The following is a 17,638-nucleotide window of genomic DNA, read 5'->3' as shown; positions in this document are numbered from 1 at the left end:
GCGGTTACGACTGCGTCGTTACCCACGGTCGAGTTACTTCTCAAAGACATCGGCCCACTTCTTCCTGCTGGTCAGTTCTGGATGCGCTTCGCGGTAGCGACGCTGCATTTCTGGGAAGCGGTCTGCGACCTGCTTCTGCAATGCCCATGATGCTTCCAGCAGAGCCTTGGCCTTTTCACGATCACGCTGGCGGTACACTACGCCACGGCCGTCGGCGGTGGTGACGGTCGCGCCGTCGACACGCGAAAGCGAGAACCACCGTGCCTCGATTGGGGCGAAGTTGGCCTGTGGGATCTCGTGGTGGACGCGATCGGCTGGGCGCAGGTTGTTCAGCAGGCCCTTGGCGAGCCACACGGACTTCTTCAGTGGCGCGAGGCGGCCGCCGATGTCTCGGGTTGGTACGCCTGCCAGGCCGGATGCCTTCGGCAGTTCGCCAGCCGTTGGGATCACGCGTGCGTCCGGGAACTCCTTGCGCAGCTTGTTGATGCGTGGCAGCGAGGTTTCGAGGATGTCGAAAAGATGCTCAGGGCCTGCGAGGAAGTCCTTCATTGCTTCGTTCTGAATAGCAACGGTGGAGTACTCGAGGCACAGCAGATGCTTGGCGGTTGCCTTGCGCATCGACTTCACGATGCCATCAGCCGAACCCTCATGCTGAATAGCCGCGACGATAAGGCGGTTACGCAGGTGGAAGTACGCCTGCCAGTCGATGGCATCGTCCTTGTCGGACCAGGCCATGTGCCAGATGGCGATGCCCGGCCAGGTGGCCGTCGGGAAGCCAGCGTCTCCGGCGCGAAGGCCGTACTCAGCGTCGTCCCACTTAATGAACAGTGGCAGCGGCTGACCAATCTTCTTCGCAACCGTGCGCGGGATCAGGCACATCCACCAACCGTTGTAGTCAACGTCGATGCGGCGGTGCAGATCCTTCGAATCGATGACTTCACCAGCAGCGTTAGCGCCGTGCTCACCACGATCGCGCAATGGGTGCGTGTAGAAGTCGTGGTCGTAGTGCACGTGCGGAGCAGACGTCCACATGAAGTCATGGCGACCGACAACCTCACCCATCGAGTGCAGATGCGACCGTTCCTGCAGGTTCAACATCTGCCCGCCAACCAAAATTGGCTGCTTTGCAAAACGGCCCACTGCCACCGCGCGCAGAATCGAATCCGGCTCGATAGCGATGTCATCATCCATGTACAGAATGAACGGGCTATCCGTCGCGCGCTCTGGATCCGACTCCGGACCACCCAGCGCCTCGTACATAATGCGCGAGTAACCACCCGAACCACCGAGGTTGCCCTGCGGGAAGATCCGTAGTCGATCGCCGAAATGCTTAGCGACGGCTGCAAATCCAGGCTCATCCGCCGGATGCTTGTCACCCTGGTCAGGCATCAAAATAGCGTCGATGATGCCGTCAACTTCTGGGTCAGAGGCAAGTGCTTCCAGTGCTGCTACTGCGTCAGCCGGGCGGTTAAACGTTGGAATGCCAATGGTCACGCGACCCTCTGGAGCTGACTGCGTCGAGCCATCCGGCAAGGTCTGCTCACCTGCTGCGACTGGTGACCACCAAGCCGCCTGCTTGATCTCAACGTCGGTTTCACACGTCAGATCGAACCAAATCCAGCCACCGTCCTCGAAAGGCGCGAGCGATACTGGAATTTCGCAGATCGAGGTGGCTTCTGGCTTTTCGGGGTCACCCACGACCTCGCCAGTGACCGCAATGCGGGAGCCGTCAATCTTGGAACGAAACACGTCGACGCGTGCGACGCCGGTGAGTTCGAGGCGCAGGACGACGTCGTCAAGCTGAGACCAACGACGCCAGTAGCTCGCCGGAAGCGCATTGAAGTAGGACTCAAAGCTGACTTCGCTACCCGCTGGGATGTGCGCGGATGTGCGCGACAGAGCCTTGACGCGACCAGGGTTGGTGTCGGGTTCGACGAGGTAGAGCGAGCGGACGTCACGAGGTTCACCGAGCTTCGGCAGGATGATTCGCTGGAGACGTTCGACTGCCATGGAGCCGCTTGTCGAGTTAGCCATGAGGTGCATCAACCGCTTTCCGTGCCAACTAGCGAACCAGGTCACGGAGAAATTATCGTGAGTTTCCTGGGGCCAGGGCCAAGTTCTGATTGGTTAGTTGCTGTTTTGTGCTTGAGACGAAGTCGAGAGTCTTCAAGGTTCAAGTTCGCATCGAATCTTAATGTGCACTTGATACATGGGCATGCTGCCACGCCCTTAGCCCGGGTGATGGGTGGCCGCGCACAGCCACGCCCACAACCCCTCCCACAAACTAGGCGTGCTTCGACTCCAACGCAGCGCCTTCCTCGAAGAATGGCACCAGCTTGTTGTCCCACATCGACAGCGCCGAAGCGATAGCCATGTGCATATCCAGGTACTGGTAGGTGCCGAGGCGGCCACCGAACAGCACGTTCTCGCCTGCGGTCTCTGCAGCCGCGCGCTCGCGGTACTTGGCCAGCATCTCGCGATCGTCAGGAGTGTTAATTGGGTAGTACGGCTCGTCGTTGCCCTCCGCGAAGCGAGAGTACTCCTTCATAATTACGGTCTTATCCGTTGGGTAGGAGTCACGCTCTGGGTGGAAGTGACGGAATTCGTGGATACGGGTGTAAGGCACATCAGCATCGTTGTAGTTCATAACAGGAGTGCCCTGGAAGTCACCGGTTTCCAGCACCTCGGTCTCAAAGTCCAGGGTGCGCCAGCCCAAGTGGCCTTCTTCGTAATCGAAGTAGCGATCCAACGGACCAGTGTACACAACCGGTGCCTCTGGCGAGGCAGCACGCAGCTCTTCGCGCACGTCGAACCAATCCGTATCGACGACGACGTCGATAAGCTCATGCTTCGCCATGTTTTCGAGCCATGCCGTGTAGCCGTCGACAGGCAGGCCCTCGTAGGTGTCGTTGAAGTAGCGGTTGTTGAAGGTGTAGCGAACCGGCAGGCGCGAGATGTTCGATGCTGGCAGATTCTTCGGGTCGGTCTGCCACTGCTTGGCGGTGTAGTCGCGGACGAATGCCTCGTAGAGAGGGCGGCCGATCAGGGAAATACCCTTCTCTTCCAGGTTCTTTGCCTCAGCTGGATCCATGCCATCGGTCTGATCCTTGATCAGCTGACGAGCCTCATCTGGGCTGTAGTACTTGCCGAAGAACTGGTTGATCAGGCCCAGGCCCATTGGGAACTGGTACGCGGTGCCCTTGTGCATCGCGAAAACGCGGTGCTGGTAGTCGGTGAAGTCGGTGAACTGATTGACGTAGTCCCAAACGCGCTTGTTCGAGGTGTGGAACAGGTGCGCGCCGTACTTGTGGATTTCGATGCCGGTCTCTGGCTCCGCCTCCGAGTAGGCGTTGCCACCGATGTGGTTACGGCGTTCCACCACCAGCACGCGCTTGCCCAACTGGGTAGCAGCGCGCTCTGCGATGGTCAGGCCGAAGAATCCGGAACCGACGACGAAAAGGTCATACTTGGCGTTCTTGATGTTGGTGTTTTCGCTACTCACGCAGCCCACCCTATTAGATAGGTGTCGCCAAGTTTCGCTGCACACGCCACCACTCCCCCAGCCCCAATGGCCCCATTTCTCACATAATTTCCTCTAGACTAATTGCGTAACATTGGTAACATCCGTAACGTCTAGTCGGTCACAAGGAAGCGCGCAGTCATGTGTGCTCGCGCCGACCTTGAGAATCAGTCCCCTAGTTCTGGAGTAGAAACTTGCCGAATCGTCGCCGCATCAACGCCCCATCAGTTGGCCGCCGTTCGTTCCTGATGGGTCTTGCCGCCACTGCAGTTGCTGCCCCACTGGGAACCCTTGGTCTCACCAAGGGTCGTGCCGTCCTTGACGCATCGGGCGCAAACGTTGGCCCAATCAACGCAATTGTCGACTCATCCCCGCTGTCCACGGCTATTTCCGTACTCATCGAGGACGCTGCTATCGCGACGCAAGCGCTCGCAGATGCGCAGAACCCTAGTCGCGGCGTCGTCAAGGAAATCCGTCGCGACCAGGAATTCTCCCAGTTCGCACTGACCTGGACCGGCAGCCCGGATGTCAGCACGTTCATTCGCGCTGAGCGCCCAGACGGCACGTGGTCCGAGTGGTACCAGGCCGACCCAGAGATGGCGGCGGACAGCGACAACGGTCTCGTCGGCACCGAGCTGCTGTACATCGAGCCAACCAAGGCTGTCCAGGTCTCTTCGAACGGGCTGAACATCTTCGGCCCTGGCTCGGGCGTGGAGTGGAAGGACATTGTGGGCATCGACAAGCTGGACTTGTCGACGATCGATGTCGAAGCACTCAAGTCCCTCGGCCTCGACCTCGGCGCGATCGATCCGAACACCCTGGCAGCGGGCGCGCTTGGCGCAGCTACTGCCGGCGCACCGACGATGGATTCCCCATCGTTGGCAATGCCAGGTATGCCACAGGCGCCAAGCTCTGCAGGCAAGGCAGCGGGCGAGATCGCCGACGAAGCAACTGCCGCGGCTGGTGCGGGCGCTGCGGACGCGGGCGCGGATGCAGCCGCAACTGGCGAAACCCCTGCACCAAGCGACGTTTCCTGGGCAGAGATCAAGCCAGTCAACGATACGCTGCCACTGGATGTCGTCAACGCAATCTTCATCGACGGCAACTCCGCCGAAGGAACCATCAATCCAATCGCTGATGGCGTGAACATCAATGGCATGCCACGCGTTATCTCTCGTGCGCAGTGGGGTGCCGATGAGTCCAAGCGCGGTAGCGCTTCCTACGACTCCAAGCTCAAGGCAGCGACCGTCCACCACACCGCAGGCTCGAACAACTACACCGAGGCTCAGGCACCGGGAATCGTCCGTGGCATTTACCACTACCACGCAGTAACCCGTGGTTGGGGCGATATTGGGTACAACGCGCTCGTCGATAAGTTTGGCAATATCTACGAGGGTCGCGCGGGCGGTCTAGACAAGAACGTCCAGGGCGCGCACGCTGGTGGCTTCAACAAGGGCACGTTTGGCATTTCGATGATGGGCGACTACTCGTCGGTCCAGCCATCTCAAGCCATGATCAACTCTGTCGGCGAGATGATTGGCTGGCGCCTTAAGATCGCCGGCATTGATCCAATGGGCGAGACGACGCTGACGTGCGCAGGCTTCTCCGGCGCTAAGTACGCTGCTGGCGAGTCAGTCACACTGCCTGCAATTTTCGCGCACCGCAATACTGGTAATACCCCATGCCCAGGAAATTCGGGATACCAGCAGATGGGCACGATTCGTACGATCGCGAAGCAGGGCGCAAGCGGATCGGTGCCAAAGCCAGGTGGAGCCCAGCGCTCCCCAGGCAGCGGCACCGTTGGCGATCAGGTTGCAGATGGATCGCCTAATGCTGGTTCCCCGCAGGTAAGCAACAACACCGAAGTCAACGACGCAGCTCGCCAGTTCGCTTCGGATTTCGGGCCTGAGTTCCAGAAGTTCGCTGATTCACTGGGAATTTCACCTCGGTAATGGGTCACTTCAGGGTTTCGCTCTATAAATGAGGCGTTTGCCCGAGGACCCTCGCGAGCCTATTAGCTCCACCACTACTACTTCCCCACTTATGACCGTGCTGGCAACAATTCCTGCCGTTTTTTGGCCTTAATTGTTGCCAGCACGGTCATAAGTCATTCGGGTCAGTGGCAACTGCTCGCCTACTCGCGCACTTCTGACGCTCTAGCAGCCCGCCACGCGCCCCAGAAGCACAGCAAGCGCACCCCGCCCACACAAACACTTAATTAACATCAGTCACATAAACCACACCCGACACGCCTATCATCACTGGACACGTGACATCACTTTGGTAACATTCGTACCTGATTACTCATTTAACTATCAGGAAATTCCCCGCCAAAACCGCAGGTAGCACTTGTACTGCCCGTGTTGAGGTGGCTTTTCGTTGCCTAACGGGCAGTTTCTCGATGGGCTAAATGCAGTACACCTGTACATCAACAATTTGGAGCGATATCTTGCTGAATCGACGACGCATCAGCACCAGCGCAAGCGCGCGACGCCCGCTTATCTTCGGCGCGGTCGCGGCTTTGCTCGCAGCCCCGCTCGTCGCCATCGGCGGCAACGCGACCATTGACATGGTGGAGGGCGAAGGAACCGGTCCCGTCAACGCAATGGTGAACGAGATGCCATTGTCCGATGGCGCATCTGTCCTCGTTGACGATGCCGCTATCGCAACGCAGTCTGTGGCGGACGACCTACATCCGAACCGTGGTGTCGTGAAGGAGCTTCGTCGCGACGAAGAGTTCTCCATGTTCGCCCTCACCTGGACCGGAAGCGCGGATGTCGCGAGCTTCTTCCGCGCACAGCGTGAAGACGGTTCCTGGTCCGAGTGGTACGCGGCCGAGCCACAGTACCCAGCCAGCGACCAGGGCAACGGCCTGAACGGCACCGAGCTCATCTACGTCGAGCCGACGAAGGCTGTTCAGGTTTCGACGCACGGCCTCGATGTCTTCGGACAGGCTGCCGCAGATGAGGCGAAGAACATCAAGGGCATCGAAGATCTCGACAAGGATCAGGCAGATGCTCTGATCAAGTCCTTGACCAACGCCGCAGCAACCGCTTCCGAGTCCGTTAACTCTGCGCTTAACGACGTAGCTTCCAACGCAGCATCCAACGCTGACGCTGCCGACGACGCTGAGACTGGTTCTGAGGCAGGCACCGGCGCTGCACCAGAAGCAGACACGGCTGACAGGGCTGACAAGCCAGCGACCACCAAGACCGACAAGACAAAGGTCTCTCTCGACGACTGGGCAAACATTGAACCAGTAGTCGATGAGAAGCCAATGGAACAGGTCAATGCTGTCTTCATCGATGGCAATGCTCCAGCAGGTGGCATCGACCCAATCGTTGATGCCAAGAATGCGACCGGCATGCCAAAGGTCATCACCCGCGCAGGCTGGGGTGCTGACGAGTCGAAGCGCTGCCAAGGCGCTTCTTACGACGCGAAACTGAAGGGCACGACTGTTCACCACACCGCTGGCTCGAACAACTACTCCGAGGCACAGGCTGCGGGCATCGTCCGTGGCATTTACGCCTACCACGGCCAGACCTTGGGCTGGTGCGATGTGGGATACAACGCGCTCGTCGACAAGTACGGCAATATCTACGAAGGTCGCTACGGCGGACTCGACAAGAATGTCCAGGGCGCGCACGCTGGTGGCTTTAACCAGGGCACGTTCGGCATTTCGATGATGGGTGATTACTCGTCCGTTCAGCCTTCCCAGGCCATGATCAACTCTGTCGGCAACATGATCGGCTGGCGCATGAAGGTCGGCGGTGTCGACCCAACCAGCAAGATTCAGCTGACCAGCTCCGGCTTCTCCGGCGCTAAGTACGCTGCAGGCCAGACCGCAAACCTGCCAGCAATCTTCGCCCACCGCGACACCGGCTACACGACGTGCCCAGGTGACGCAGGTTTCGCTCAGATGGGCAATATTCGCTCGATCGCGAAGAAGAAGTACGACACGTTGACCAGCGGTAAGGTAGACAACGAAGGCAAGGAAGGCAGCCCGGACCTCGTCGTTGACAAGGACGGCTCGACCACGTCGTCCTCGGCTGCGCCATCTACCACGTCTTCCTCGAAGACCACCTCGTCGAAGGCTACGTCCTCTAAGACCACGTCTTCGTCTGCAGCACCTTCGAAGTCCACCTCGTCGAAGGCGACCACGTCTACCGAATCCGCTGCTTCGTCCACCTCGAAGAAGTCTGAATCCACCTCGAGCAAGGCTGCTGAGTCGACGTCGTCGTCGGCAAGCGCAGCCCCAAGCTCCACGCAGACGGATGAGCCAACCGAGCTCCCAGGCACCGAGCCAACCGAGCCAACCACCCCGGCTGAGCCAGGTACGGACGGCACTGCTGACGATGCGACTGCTGGCTCGCCACAGCTCACCGAGCAGGACAAGGCGAATGCTGCGCAGGCAATCACCGGTGCACGTTCGATGCTCGCATCGGCGCTGGGTCTGCTCGGCGCGCCAGGTCTGGCACAGTCTGCCGACGCAATCCTCGAATCGGTCGGCATGTCTATCCAGAACGGCCCATCGGTCGATGATCTGCCAATCCTTGTAGAGAAGCTGCTCGACATCAACGAGAAGAACAACCTCGCTGAAGAGTGGAACCGCATCGTCGCCGCATACGGCCAGGATGCACTTGGCCAGGTGGAATCCGGCGTACAGACCGGCGCTACCCTGCCAACCGACTCCGGCAACACTGACACGTTGAGCTACGTGAAGTTCGACAAGGGTCTGATTACCTCGTCGCCAGAAACCGGCACCAACGCAATCTGGGGCGAAGTTGCAGAAGCATGGGCAAACCAGGGCTTCGAGATCGGCGAGCTCGGCGCACCAGTTGCATCACAGACCATCGAGGGCGATATCGCTACCGCTGAGTTCCAGAACGGAACCATCACCTGGAATACGAAGACCGGCAAGGTTGACGTTCAGAAGCGATAAACGAGCTATAGCGTTGTTGAGCTGAGTTCAACAGCTGGCCAATCCGACGGCCTACATCGAGCGAAAGCCACGATGTAGGCCGTTTTTCTTTGCGGGTAGATTTGTGCGGGTTCTTCTGTACTAGTCCTTCCGTAGCACTTCTTCTACGGCGCGTTCGATGCCACGTAGACTTTTCATATCGACAAACTGGAAAGGTGCTCCATGGACAACGAAGATGATTTCACTGAATACACCCCTACTGCAGCAGATTTTCATCCGGTAAAGGCTGCGTGGTTTGGACACCTTTTCGAGAACGCTCCCATTGGTCTGGAGCCGCAACTGTATCTAGGTGTGAATATCGAGTGTGCCGACCTTGATGTCACGAACCTCGACACCATCGAGCTTTCTGGCACTGCCGAATTCCAAGGCGTGAACTACGGACTCGATGAACCAGGTCGCCTGTCCGGCTTTCTCGACGCTACTGACTTTGTCCAGGTCGGATCGTCCGCACTGTTCGTTCCCCGGGGCTAGGCCCGAAGCGGAAGCTCCGCCTAAAACCACCGCTCCAAAACTGCCGCAACGCCATCGTCATCGTTCGTCGCGGTGACTTCATTCGCGGCGGCCTTCACCTTGGCCGCGGCATTACCCATCGCGACACCGAGCCCTGCCCACTGCAGCATCTCAATATCGTTGGGCATATCGCCAAAGCACACGACGTCGTCAGGCCCAGCCCCAACCAGACCAGCCAACTCCTGCACTCCCCCACGCTTGGTCACACCAGGCGCGGAAACTTCCAGCAATCCCTCGGACATCGAATATGTCACGTGCGCGAGCTCAGTCGGAATATGCTTTGCGACGATCTCAAACATCATCGCACTGCTCAATGTTTCGTTGCGTAGGAGAAGTTTGGTGCACGGGACGCTCAGCACGATGTCTTCATCGACGGTGCCATGCTCCGTGGAAATCCAGGCGTGATCGTACGACGGCGACACCACAAAAAGCTCAGAGGCTGGGTCTTTCGCTGACTGCCCGGCGCGCTCCACCGCAACGCCTACTCCTCTATGTTCGACAAGAGCTTCGCGAGCAATATCTACGACCATTCGCTGCACTTGTGGCGTCAAAGTCTTGGTGTGGACAATTGTGTCTGTCGCCGAGTCATAAATAATGGCGCCGTTGGCGCACACGCACATTGGCCGGACCGGAATTTGTTCTAGCACCGGATACAACCAACGTGGTGGCCTGCCCGTGGCAAGAGACAACGGCACACCACGACGCAACATTCGCGCGACAACAGCCCGGAGACGTGGGGAAACGCGTTCCCGTGAATCAAGAAACGTGCCATCGATATCCGATGCCACGAAAAGAGGTGGGAGAGAATCAGACGTCGGCATTGTCACCCTTGATGGGCGGCTGTGGCGATTGTGCTGGCTCTGACTTCTTTGCCTTCTTCACGACGTTCGCAAGTGGCGCAGTCGCAGACTGAACTTTCTTTCGCGCTGCTGAAAGCCCAGATTTACGAGATTTCTTCTTCGCAGTCTTTTCTGCCTCAGCTGCCTTTCGTGCCTCACGCTTGGCGCGACGCTCTTCCAGCACCTGCGCATCAATTTCGTTGGCTTCCTCCAGCGTTGGCGCGCTACCACCGAGCTTCGCAGGCAACCAATACGCACCAGGCTCAGTGCCATACCGGGCAAGGTAGTCAGCCTTCAGCTGGTCGAGCTGCTTCTCCATTTCGGCATGAAGCCGATCATTCGTACCGGCAATGTCATCGGTTGGGATGACCGGGTCACAGACACGGAGCCACACCGGAACCTTGACACGACCAAGGTGCTTCTTATGTCCCTTGGTCCAGACGCGCTGCGAGCCAAACATGACGATAGGGATAACCGGCACACCCGCCTCATTAGCCATGCGCACCGCGCCGGTCTTGAAAGACTTCAGCTCGAATGATCGGGAAATGGTCGCCTCTGGGAACAACCCAACGAGAGCGCCATCCTTCAGGCGACGAACGGCTTCTTCGTAAGCACCGCGACCTGCGAAACGGTCGACGGGAATGTGCTTCATCAACCGCATGAGCGGACCTGCGATCTTGTTGTCGAAGATCTCCTGCTTGGACATGAAGCGCACCAGGCGCTTGCCGTTCAGGAACGCCGGGATGCCGTCGTAGACAAAGTCGAAGTATCCCGTGTGATTGGACACGATGATTGCGCCACCCGTCGTGGGGATCTTCTCGGCGCCCTCGACCGTCATGTCAAGACCCTGGAACCGCAGGTAATTCACGGCGAAAGGCAAGATCATGCCACCGTAGAACCACTCTTTGGCTTCCTTCGTATCAGGTGCCGGTTCAAACGACGTTGGCACCTTGAAACCACGTATGACCTTGTACGGGCCAAACTTCTGTGCTCGCTCTGACATAACGATTCCTCCGCCGCTTGCTGCCGCTAACTACGCGTGCCTATTACCGCTGGTTACTTCACTGGGGTCAGTACATCGCGACCAACAAATGGACGCAGTGCCTCTGGAACAACAACAGACCCATCTGCCTGCTGATGGTTCTCCAGGATTGCCACGAGCCAACGAGTCGTCGCCAACGTGCCATTCAGAGTTGCACAGTACTGGGACTTGCCATTTTCGTCGCGGTAACGAGTCATCAAACGACGGGCCTGGAAGGTGGTGCAGTTGGATGTCGACGTCAGCTCACGGTACGTGTTCTGAGACGGCACCCAGGCTTCAGTATCGAACTTACGAGCAGCAGATGAACCCAAGTCGCCACCAGCAACATCGATAATGCGGTACGGAACTTCGACAGCTGCGAGCATGTCGCGTTCCATCTTGAGCAAACGCTGGTGCTCTGACTCTGCCTCTTCAGGCTTGCAGTAGGAGAACATCTCCAGCTTGTCGAACTGGTGCACACGCAAAATACCTCGGGTGTCCTTGCCATAAGAACCAGCTTCACGACGGAAGCACGACGACCAACCAGCGTAACGACGTGGCCCATCCTTCAGATCAATGATCTCGTTGGAGTGGTAGCCAGCCAGCGCTACTTCGGAGGTGCCGACCAGGTACAGATCGTCCTCTTCGAGGTAGTAGATCTCGTCCGAGTGCTCCCCGAGGAAGCCGGTACCGCGCATGGTGTCTGGACGAACCAGTACTGGCGGAATCATTAGCTGGAAGCCGTTCTCGATGGCCTTCTGAGCAGCCAAGTTCAGCATTCCCAGCTGCAGCATAGCGCCGAAGCCAGTGAGGAAGTAGAAGCGTGCGCCGGATACCTTCGCGCCACGTTCCATGTCGATCAAACCAAGCGATTCACCAAGATCCAGGTGATCCTTCGGTTCGAAATCAAATTCTGGCACCTCGCCCACATGCTCCAACACGACGAAGTCATCTTCGCCACCAGCTGGGGCGCCGAGAACGATGTTGCCGAGCTTCATCTGCAGCTCTTCGACCTTGTTTTCAGAGTTGCGCTGCTGCACTTCCGCAGCCTTAACCTGGTCGGACAGACCCTTCGCTTCTTCAAGCAGAGCAGGTCGCTCTTCCTTCGATGCCTGGCCAATCTTCTTGCCGAAGCCCTTCTGCTCTGAGCGCAGAGCATCAGCCTTGGCAATGGAATCGCGGCGGGTTGCGTCGGCTTCCAGCAGCTGGTCTACCAGTGCCGGATCCTCGCCTCGGGTTCGCTGCGATTCACGCACGACGTCAGGATTTTCTCGGAGGAATTTAAGATCGATCACGATCCCTAACGTTACCTGGCCATAATCCTTATTTCTTCTAAAGCCAGGGCTAGCGAGCGTGTCTACACCAAAGTGGTGATTCCCTCGACCACAAAAATCATGCTCATCACGGCAAATATCACGCCAGCACCCATATCAATGTACGGTCCCGCATTCACCATTCGCTTTACGACGGCTTCCGTGGAAACCAATATCGCCACCATCGAAAAGTAGAAGATCTGGAACAGCAGCAGCGAGACTGCGACGAACATCAGAACCCACAATGGGGCGCTGACTGGGATGAATTGTGTCAGCACAGCAGTGAAGAACAGCACGATCTTCGGATTCGACAAGTTGGTGAGCATGCCTTGCCAAAAGGTACTCCGCAGTGGGCTCAACTGGCCTGAGCCGGCAATGACAGACGGGTCAGCGCCAGCCTGCATCTGGCGCATCGAAATGAACCCCGTCGACAACATCTTCCACGCCATGTACCCCAAATAGGCACCACCCAATGTTTGGATCGCGCCCATCGCGGAAGGGGTTGCTGCCAGTACCGCTGCCACGCCAAAAACAGTCAGCGAAATCCACAGTAGAGATCCGGTAGAAATCCCCATTACTGCTGCTAAAGCGTGTTTTCGGGACTTCGTCGCCAAGCGCAGAATCATGAGAATGTCTGGGCCTGGTGTGGACATGCCAACGAGGTGCATGCCCATCATCGAGGCATAGGCGGGCCAACTGATCATGGATGGAATTGTAATGGGTGCTGGAATGTTGGCAGTCATGTAGCACAATGGGGAGCATCATGGGACAGACACAAGGCTCAAAACGATTCCGCAATAGCGTGCGCGGTGGCTGGGGCATGCGCGTTCTCACCACTGCGATGCTTGTCGGTGGCAGCGGTGTGGCATTTGCGTATGAGCACCCAACGGATTTTGATATCCCTGGCTCGCCGGACAAAGTCGCTCAGCGGCAGGCAACAAAGGGCAAGGACAAAGAGAAGTCGGGTTCCGAGTCCACCACGACATCATCGAAGGTCCCTGTCGAGATCGTGGCGTTTACCAAGGCGAAGCCTGGCGACTGCCTGACGTGGGATGTCAACCAGGAGACGCAGTCGATCAACAACTTCCGCATTGTGGATTGCGCGGAGCCTCACAACTTCGAGGTTGCTTCTCGCCTAGACCTGCGTAACACCGAAGCGTGGCGTGGCCAGTTTGGTCTGAAGGCTGATTACCCGACCGAAGATTCGTTGGTGCAGCTCCGCGATGGCGTGTGTGAGAAGGAAGTCACCAAGTACATGGACGGCAAGTTCGACCAGCGTGGTCGTTTCTTGTCGGCACCAATCATTCCTCCGCAGGCGAAGTGGGATGAGGGCGATCGCACGTTGCTGTGTGGCGTGCAGCCGTCTGCTCCAGAGGGCCAGGATGCGAAAATCGCCGGACCTGCTGCTGAAACTGACCAGTCTCGCACCTTCGAGGTCGGTACATGTGCCACCACGGATGCCAATGGTGGCCTGGTCCCAACCGATTGCGCTAGTAACCACTTCATGGAATCCGTCGGAATTGTTGATTTGCAGACGGTATTCCCAGGTGTGACTCCTACCGCGCAAGAGCAGAATGATGCGCTGGCACAGCAGTGCACCCAGATGGCCATGGACTATGTGGGGGGCGATGAGGCGCTTTATCAGTCCACCCTCGTGCCTTTCTGGATCACCATTCCAGAGGATTCGTACGCTGCTGGTTCCCACAGCACCAATTGCTGGTTGGTGAAGGACAACGGCTCCGGTGGTTTCTCCACGCTCGCTGGCAAGGCTAACGAGTCCTTCACCATTGACGGATACGCTCCTATCGCTCCTCCGCCACGCAACCCAATTAACCCGAACGCCGCAGGAACTCCTGGGGGCTAGTCGCATGGTTGCGGTGAGCGAGGAACGGTTCGATCAGCTTGTCGACGAAGCCATCGATCGCATTCCCCACCAATTTCTGCATCAGCTGGGAAATGTTGTGATCCAAGTGCAGCCTCGGCATCCGCAGGTTCCCACGCTGCTCGGGCTTTACGAGGGTGTGCCGTTAACGAAGCGCCAAGCCAACCACTGGGGGCCACCGGACTGCATCACGTTGTACCGCGACATGTTGTGCTCGATTAGTCACTCAGAAGAAGCGCTGATCTTGCAGATTCGGGTCACGTTGTTGCACGAAATTGGGCACTTTTTTGGTCTTGATGAAGAGGACCTCGACCGGCTGGGCTACGGCTAAGCGACTCGCGAGTGCGCTAGTACCTGCCCAGTTCTTGTTCCAATGCCGAGCCAACTAGATCTCCCCAGCGAACCAGCTTCCACTCTCCAGGAACGACGAGATTGCTAGCCCGATGAGCATCGGCAGGCTGAATCGTGCGGGCGATTTCTACGCGAGAAGCGTTCGCCAACGGGTTGTGCACAATGAATTCTCCAGACAGTCCTGTCAGGTGCGCGGCAACAACTCGCATCACAGCGCCGTGCGTCACGACAGCCACATCGCGCCCTTCGACGTTCTGCGCATCGTCTGCCTGCGCGACCTCAGTATCTGCGCTATCGCCACCCGCAACTCCACTGGTATCTGCAGAATTACCAGCAAGAAGTGGAGAAACAATGTTGTTTTCAACCAACGTTTCTAGTGCTGGCAGATAGCGTTCCAGCACGTCAAGAGCGGATTCCCCATTCGGAGTCGAACGATCGATATCTCCGTGACTCCAGCTACGGAACACGTCGAGGAACTGGCGGTGTACCTCAAAGTCGCTGCGCCCCTCCCAGTCGCCAGCGTTGACTTCATGCAAGCCATCCATGTGGCGCAGACGCACACCTGGCCCCGCCAGCCTGTGCAAGCCAGCTACTGCGCCTGCACCCGTCTGTCGAGCACGCAACGCATGCGATGTCACAACCTCGCTCATCCGCCCCCACGACGGCAACAGCACCCTACCGAGGCGACGTGCCTGGGCAACACCTTCGTCGGTAAGCGGAGCACCCGGAAGCTGGGTATCCAGAATCTTGCGAATATTCGCATGGGTTTGGCCGTGGCGAATGAGAATCACACGACTCAGCTCAGGGTGAGCTGCGGACTCGTCGCGTGGACTCGTGCCGACGGCCGTCTCAAAAGAACCATCGCCACCAGTGGAAAAGCTACCGTCGTACTCGTTCTGCGGATGCGTCATGGTCGTTTACCTTCCTTCAGGCCCGATACCCAAGCAAGACTTGCGGAAATGTCAGGTGGAGCGGTCTCAGCAGTTGCAGTGCCATGCGCTGCAGGCCACGAACCCAAGAACCGGACGTTCTCAGCATGCCCATAAAGCGCGGCGAGCGCACTCCCGAGCTGCGGATCGTCGAGGTGTCCGGCCAAGTCAATGTAGAAGCGGTATTGCCCCATCATTTGGCGGGTAGGTCGCGACTCGATACGCGACAGATTCACGTCACGCACCGCGAACTCATTCATGGCACGCATCAGCGAACCCGGCACATCTGGAAGTGTGAACGACACCGAGGTGCGATCAATGCCTGTCCGAGGAGTCGGCACACCAGGACGGCCCACGAGAACGAAGCGGGTGCGGGCACCGCGAACATCGGCGACACCGTCGGCAAGCGGTTCCAGGCCCAGCAACTCACCAGCACGAGCTGGGGCGGCACAGGCGTCGTGACTGCCGTCGGCAACCAAATGGGCAGCCGCTGCGTTGGACTTGGCGTGGTACACATCGACACCTGGCAAGTTGTCGTCCAGCCACTGCTTCACCTGCGGGTGCGCGACCGGATGAGTCGTGAACGACTTCACATCCTCCAGCTTCGTACCCGGACGGACCAGGATGGAAAAGACAATCCCAATCTCTGTTTCTCGGTAAATCTGCAGTTCCGAACCTTCCGTCAGCGCATCGAACGCTGGTGTCACTGGCCCATCAACACTGTTTTCAATAGCGATACAGGCGTAGTCCGCCTCACCACGGCGAACTGCTGCCAACGCTGCATTCGGCGTATCGACGGGCACAGTCTCCACAGCCTCTGGGCCAGTCGGATCAATCTCGCCGCGCCGAGCCATGTCGAGGAGCGCTTCCTCAGTGAATGTGCCGGCTGGTCCTAGGTACGTCACGGTGGTCATGACTTAGAGCCTAAAGCGCCAAGTGTGGTTCCGGCTACACTGCTTATTCATGTCCTACCCCACGAGTGCTCGCGAGATCGTCGCGGCGATCGCTTCCGGCAGCGCTTCCCCCACCGAAATCGCGGCGAACGTGTTGCAGAAACTCGACGGTCCGCAAGAACACACTGGGGTAGCAACACTGACACCACAGCTCGCGCTTAACCGAGCGCGTGCAATTGCAGATGGCAACATTCGGGAGGGAGACCTGCTCGGACTTCCCTTGGCGACGAAGGATCTCTTTCAAATCAAGGATGTCCCGTGCACGCTCGGTTCTGCCAGGCTGACGCATACTCCCGAAGCGACATCTGATCCCATCGCTGAGGTGCTGAACCGTGGCGTCGTCATCCCAGCGACCACACACACGTCTGAAATGGGTCTCACCGCGTACACCGAACCCATCGACTTGCCCGCACCCGACAATCCGCTCCGCCCTGGCCATACCCCTGGCGGATCCTCCGGTGGCTCGGCGGTAGCAGTCGCCCGCGAGCTGGTCCCAGCAGCCCTCGGCTCCGATGGTGGTGGTTCGCTCCGTATCCCGGCAGCATGCACCGGTATCTACGGGCTCAAACCCGCCCACAACATCCACGGCGGTCGTCTCGCCGCCAACGGTTTCCTCACCCGCTCACTTGACGACGCTGCCCTCCTGGCCGGCGTCCCCTCCCCGTGGGAGAACAGTGAGTGGGGATTCGTCGCAAAGCAAGACCCCGCGAAGCAGCCTTTGCGAATCGGTGTGACCGTGGAACCTTTCCATGCAGCTACGGAAGTTGTTCCGCATTGGCGTGCAGCGGCGTGGGCAGCTGCGGATGTTTTGTCAGATGCGGGCTATGAGGTGGTGGAGGTCGGTTCGCCGTACGATCCCGCGTGGCCGGACTACTTCCAGATTTTCGGCGACATCATGTCGTACTTCGCGTCGAAACTGCCCGGCCGCGAGTATTCGCAAATGGTGCGGTGGATTCGCCAGCGTGGCTACAAACTGGAGAAGGCTCAGGTCATGCAGTTCCAACGCCAGCGCGAAGAGCTCGGCCCGAAAGTCGCGGCGCGCTGGGACATCGACATCGTGCTGACGCCAACGCTCGCGTTCGATCCACCAACAATCGGGCACTTTGCGACGATGACCCCCGAACGCAACTTCGCCTCCCAAACCGAATGGACCCCGTGGCTATCGCTGTGGAACCTCACCGGTTGGGCGGGGCTATCGATGCCGTTTGACGTCACCGATGATGCTTTTGGCAACGGCAGTAAACGCCATCCGACCAGCATCCACCTTGGCGCGGTGCGCGTTGGCGAAAAGGAATTGCTGGAGGTTGCGGCGAGTTTGGAAGTGGCACGGCGTTAGGTC

14 protein-coding genes are annotated in these 17,638 nt (G+C 58.5%); 6 read left to right on the top strand and 8 right to left on the bottom strand.

Features of this window, described 5'->3' with window-relative positions; genetic code table 11:
• Window positions 1–33: 33 nt before the first annotated feature.
• Window positions 34–2,043 (bottom strand): glycosyltransferase, encoded by a 2,010-nt coding sequence (locus WG938_RS08575; RefSeq protein ID WP_339980041.1) that lies wholly within the window; start codon window positions 2,041–2,043, stop codon window positions 34–36.
• 241 nt (window positions 2,044–2,284) lie between these two features.
• Window positions 2,285–3,502, bottom strand: a complete 1,218-nt coding sequence (gene glf / locus WG938_RS08570) for a UDP-galactopyranose mutase (protein ID WP_339979725.1) — start codon at window positions 3,500–3,502, stop codon at window positions 2,285–2,287.
• A gap of 212 nt (window positions 3,503–3,714) precedes the next feature.
• Here glf and WG938_RS08565 point away from each other — a divergent pair, with 212 nt between their 5' ends.
• The 3 genes from WG938_RS08565 (at window position 3,715) to WG938_RS08555 (ending at window position 8,972) form a co-directional block, all read left to right on the top strand.
• Window positions 3,715–5,472, top strand: a complete 1,758-nt coding sequence (locus tag WG938_RS08565) for a peptidoglycan recognition protein family protein (protein WP_339979724.1) — start codon at window positions 3,715–3,717, stop codon at window positions 5,470–5,472.
• 497 nt (window positions 5,473–5,969) lie between these two features.
• Window positions 5,970–8,462: an N-acetylmuramoyl-L-alanine amidase gene (locus WG938_RS08560; protein WP_339979723.1), complete on the top strand. Its 2,493-nt coding sequence runs from the start codon at window positions 5,970–5,972 to the stop codon at window positions 8,460–8,462.
• Window positions 8,463–8,663: 201 nt separating this feature from the next.
• On the top strand, window positions 8,664–8,972 hold the full coding sequence (locus WG938_RS08555) for a hypothetical protein (protein WP_339979722.1): 309 nt from the start codon (window positions 8,664–8,666) through the stop codon (window positions 8,970–8,972).
• Between the two features lie 20 nt (window positions 8,973–8,992).
• On the opposite strand, the gene WG938_RS08550 is transcribed toward WG938_RS08555, so the two are convergent.
• From WG938_RS08550 to WG938_RS08535, 4 genes are all read right to left on the bottom strand, one after another.
• Window positions 8,993–9,832 carry an HAD family hydrolase gene (locus WG938_RS08550; RefSeq protein ID WP_339979720.1) on the bottom strand — a complete coding sequence of 280 codons (840 nt, stop codon included), beginning with the start codon at window positions 9,830–9,832 and terminating at the stop codon, window positions 8,993–8,995.
• Window positions 9,819–10,853 carry a lysophospholipid acyltransferase family protein gene (locus tag WG938_RS08545; RefSeq protein WP_339979718.1) on the bottom strand — a complete coding sequence of 345 codons (1,035 nt, stop codon included), beginning with the start codon at window positions 10,851–10,853 and terminating at the stop codon, window positions 9,819–9,821. The genes WG938_RS08550 and WG938_RS08545 overlap by 14 nt, the downstream gene beginning before the upstream one ends.
• A 53-nt stretch (window positions 10,854–10,906) precedes the next feature.
• On the bottom strand, window positions 10,907–12,166 hold the full coding sequence (gene serS, locus WG938_RS08540) for a serine--tRNA ligase (RefSeq protein ID WP_339979716.1): 1,260 nt from the start codon (window positions 12,164–12,166) through the stop codon (window positions 10,907–10,909).
• A 62-nt stretch (window positions 12,167–12,228) separates the two neighbouring features.
• Window positions 12,229–12,888, bottom strand: coding sequence for a LysE family translocator (locus WG938_RS08535; protein WP_339979714.1), 660 nt, complete (start codon window positions 12,886–12,888; stop codon window positions 12,229–12,231).
• Between the two features lie 59 nt (window positions 12,889–12,947).
• Between WG938_RS08535 and WG938_RS08530 the strand changes: the two genes are divergently transcribed.
• Window positions 12,948–14,048 carry a septum formation family protein gene (locus WG938_RS08530; RefSeq protein WP_339979712.1) on the top strand — a complete coding sequence of 367 codons (1,101 nt, stop codon included), beginning with the start codon at window positions 12,948–12,950 and terminating at the stop codon, window positions 14,046–14,048.
• 4 nt (window positions 14,049–14,052) lie between these two features.
• Window positions 14,053–14,397 carry a metallopeptidase family protein gene (locus WG938_RS08525; protein ID WP_339979710.1) on the top strand — a complete coding sequence of 115 codons (345 nt, stop codon included), beginning with the start codon at window positions 14,053–14,055 and terminating at the stop codon, window positions 14,395–14,397.
• Between the two features lie 16 nt (window positions 14,398–14,413).
• Here the strand turns inward: WG938_RS08525 and WG938_RS08520 are convergent, their stop codons facing one another.
• Together WG938_RS08520 and pheA are read right to left on the bottom strand one after the other, a co-directional pair.
• Complete coding sequence (locus WG938_RS08520; protein ID WP_339979708.1) at window positions 14,414–15,328, bottom strand: histidine phosphatase family protein; 915 nt, start codon at window positions 15,326–15,328, stop codon at window positions 14,414–14,416.
• On the bottom strand, window positions 15,325–16,260 hold the full coding sequence (pheA, locus tag WG938_RS08515; RefSeq protein ID WP_339979706.1) for a prephenate dehydratase: 936 nt from the start codon (window positions 16,258–16,260) through the stop codon (window positions 15,325–15,327). Before pheA ends, WG938_RS08520 begins: the two co-directional genes overlap by 4 nt.
• A gap of 49 nt (window positions 16,261–16,309) precedes the next feature.
• On the opposite strand from pheA, the gene WG938_RS08510 reads away from it, so the two are divergent.
• Entirely contained in the window at window positions 16,310–17,635 is a 1,326-nt protein-coding gene (locus WG938_RS08510; protein ID WP_339979705.1) for an amidase, read from the top strand.
• Window positions 17,636–17,638: the final 3 nt, after the last annotated feature.

The sequence above is a fragment of the Corynebacterium sp. H113 genome (assembly GCF_037572315.1).
Taxonomy (GTDB): domain Bacteria; phylum Actinomycetota; class Actinomycetes; order Mycobacteriales; family Mycobacteriaceae; genus Corynebacterium.
The sequence above is the reverse complement of the archived record's forward strand: the minus strand, read 5'-3'. Positions and strand labels throughout refer to the sequence as shown.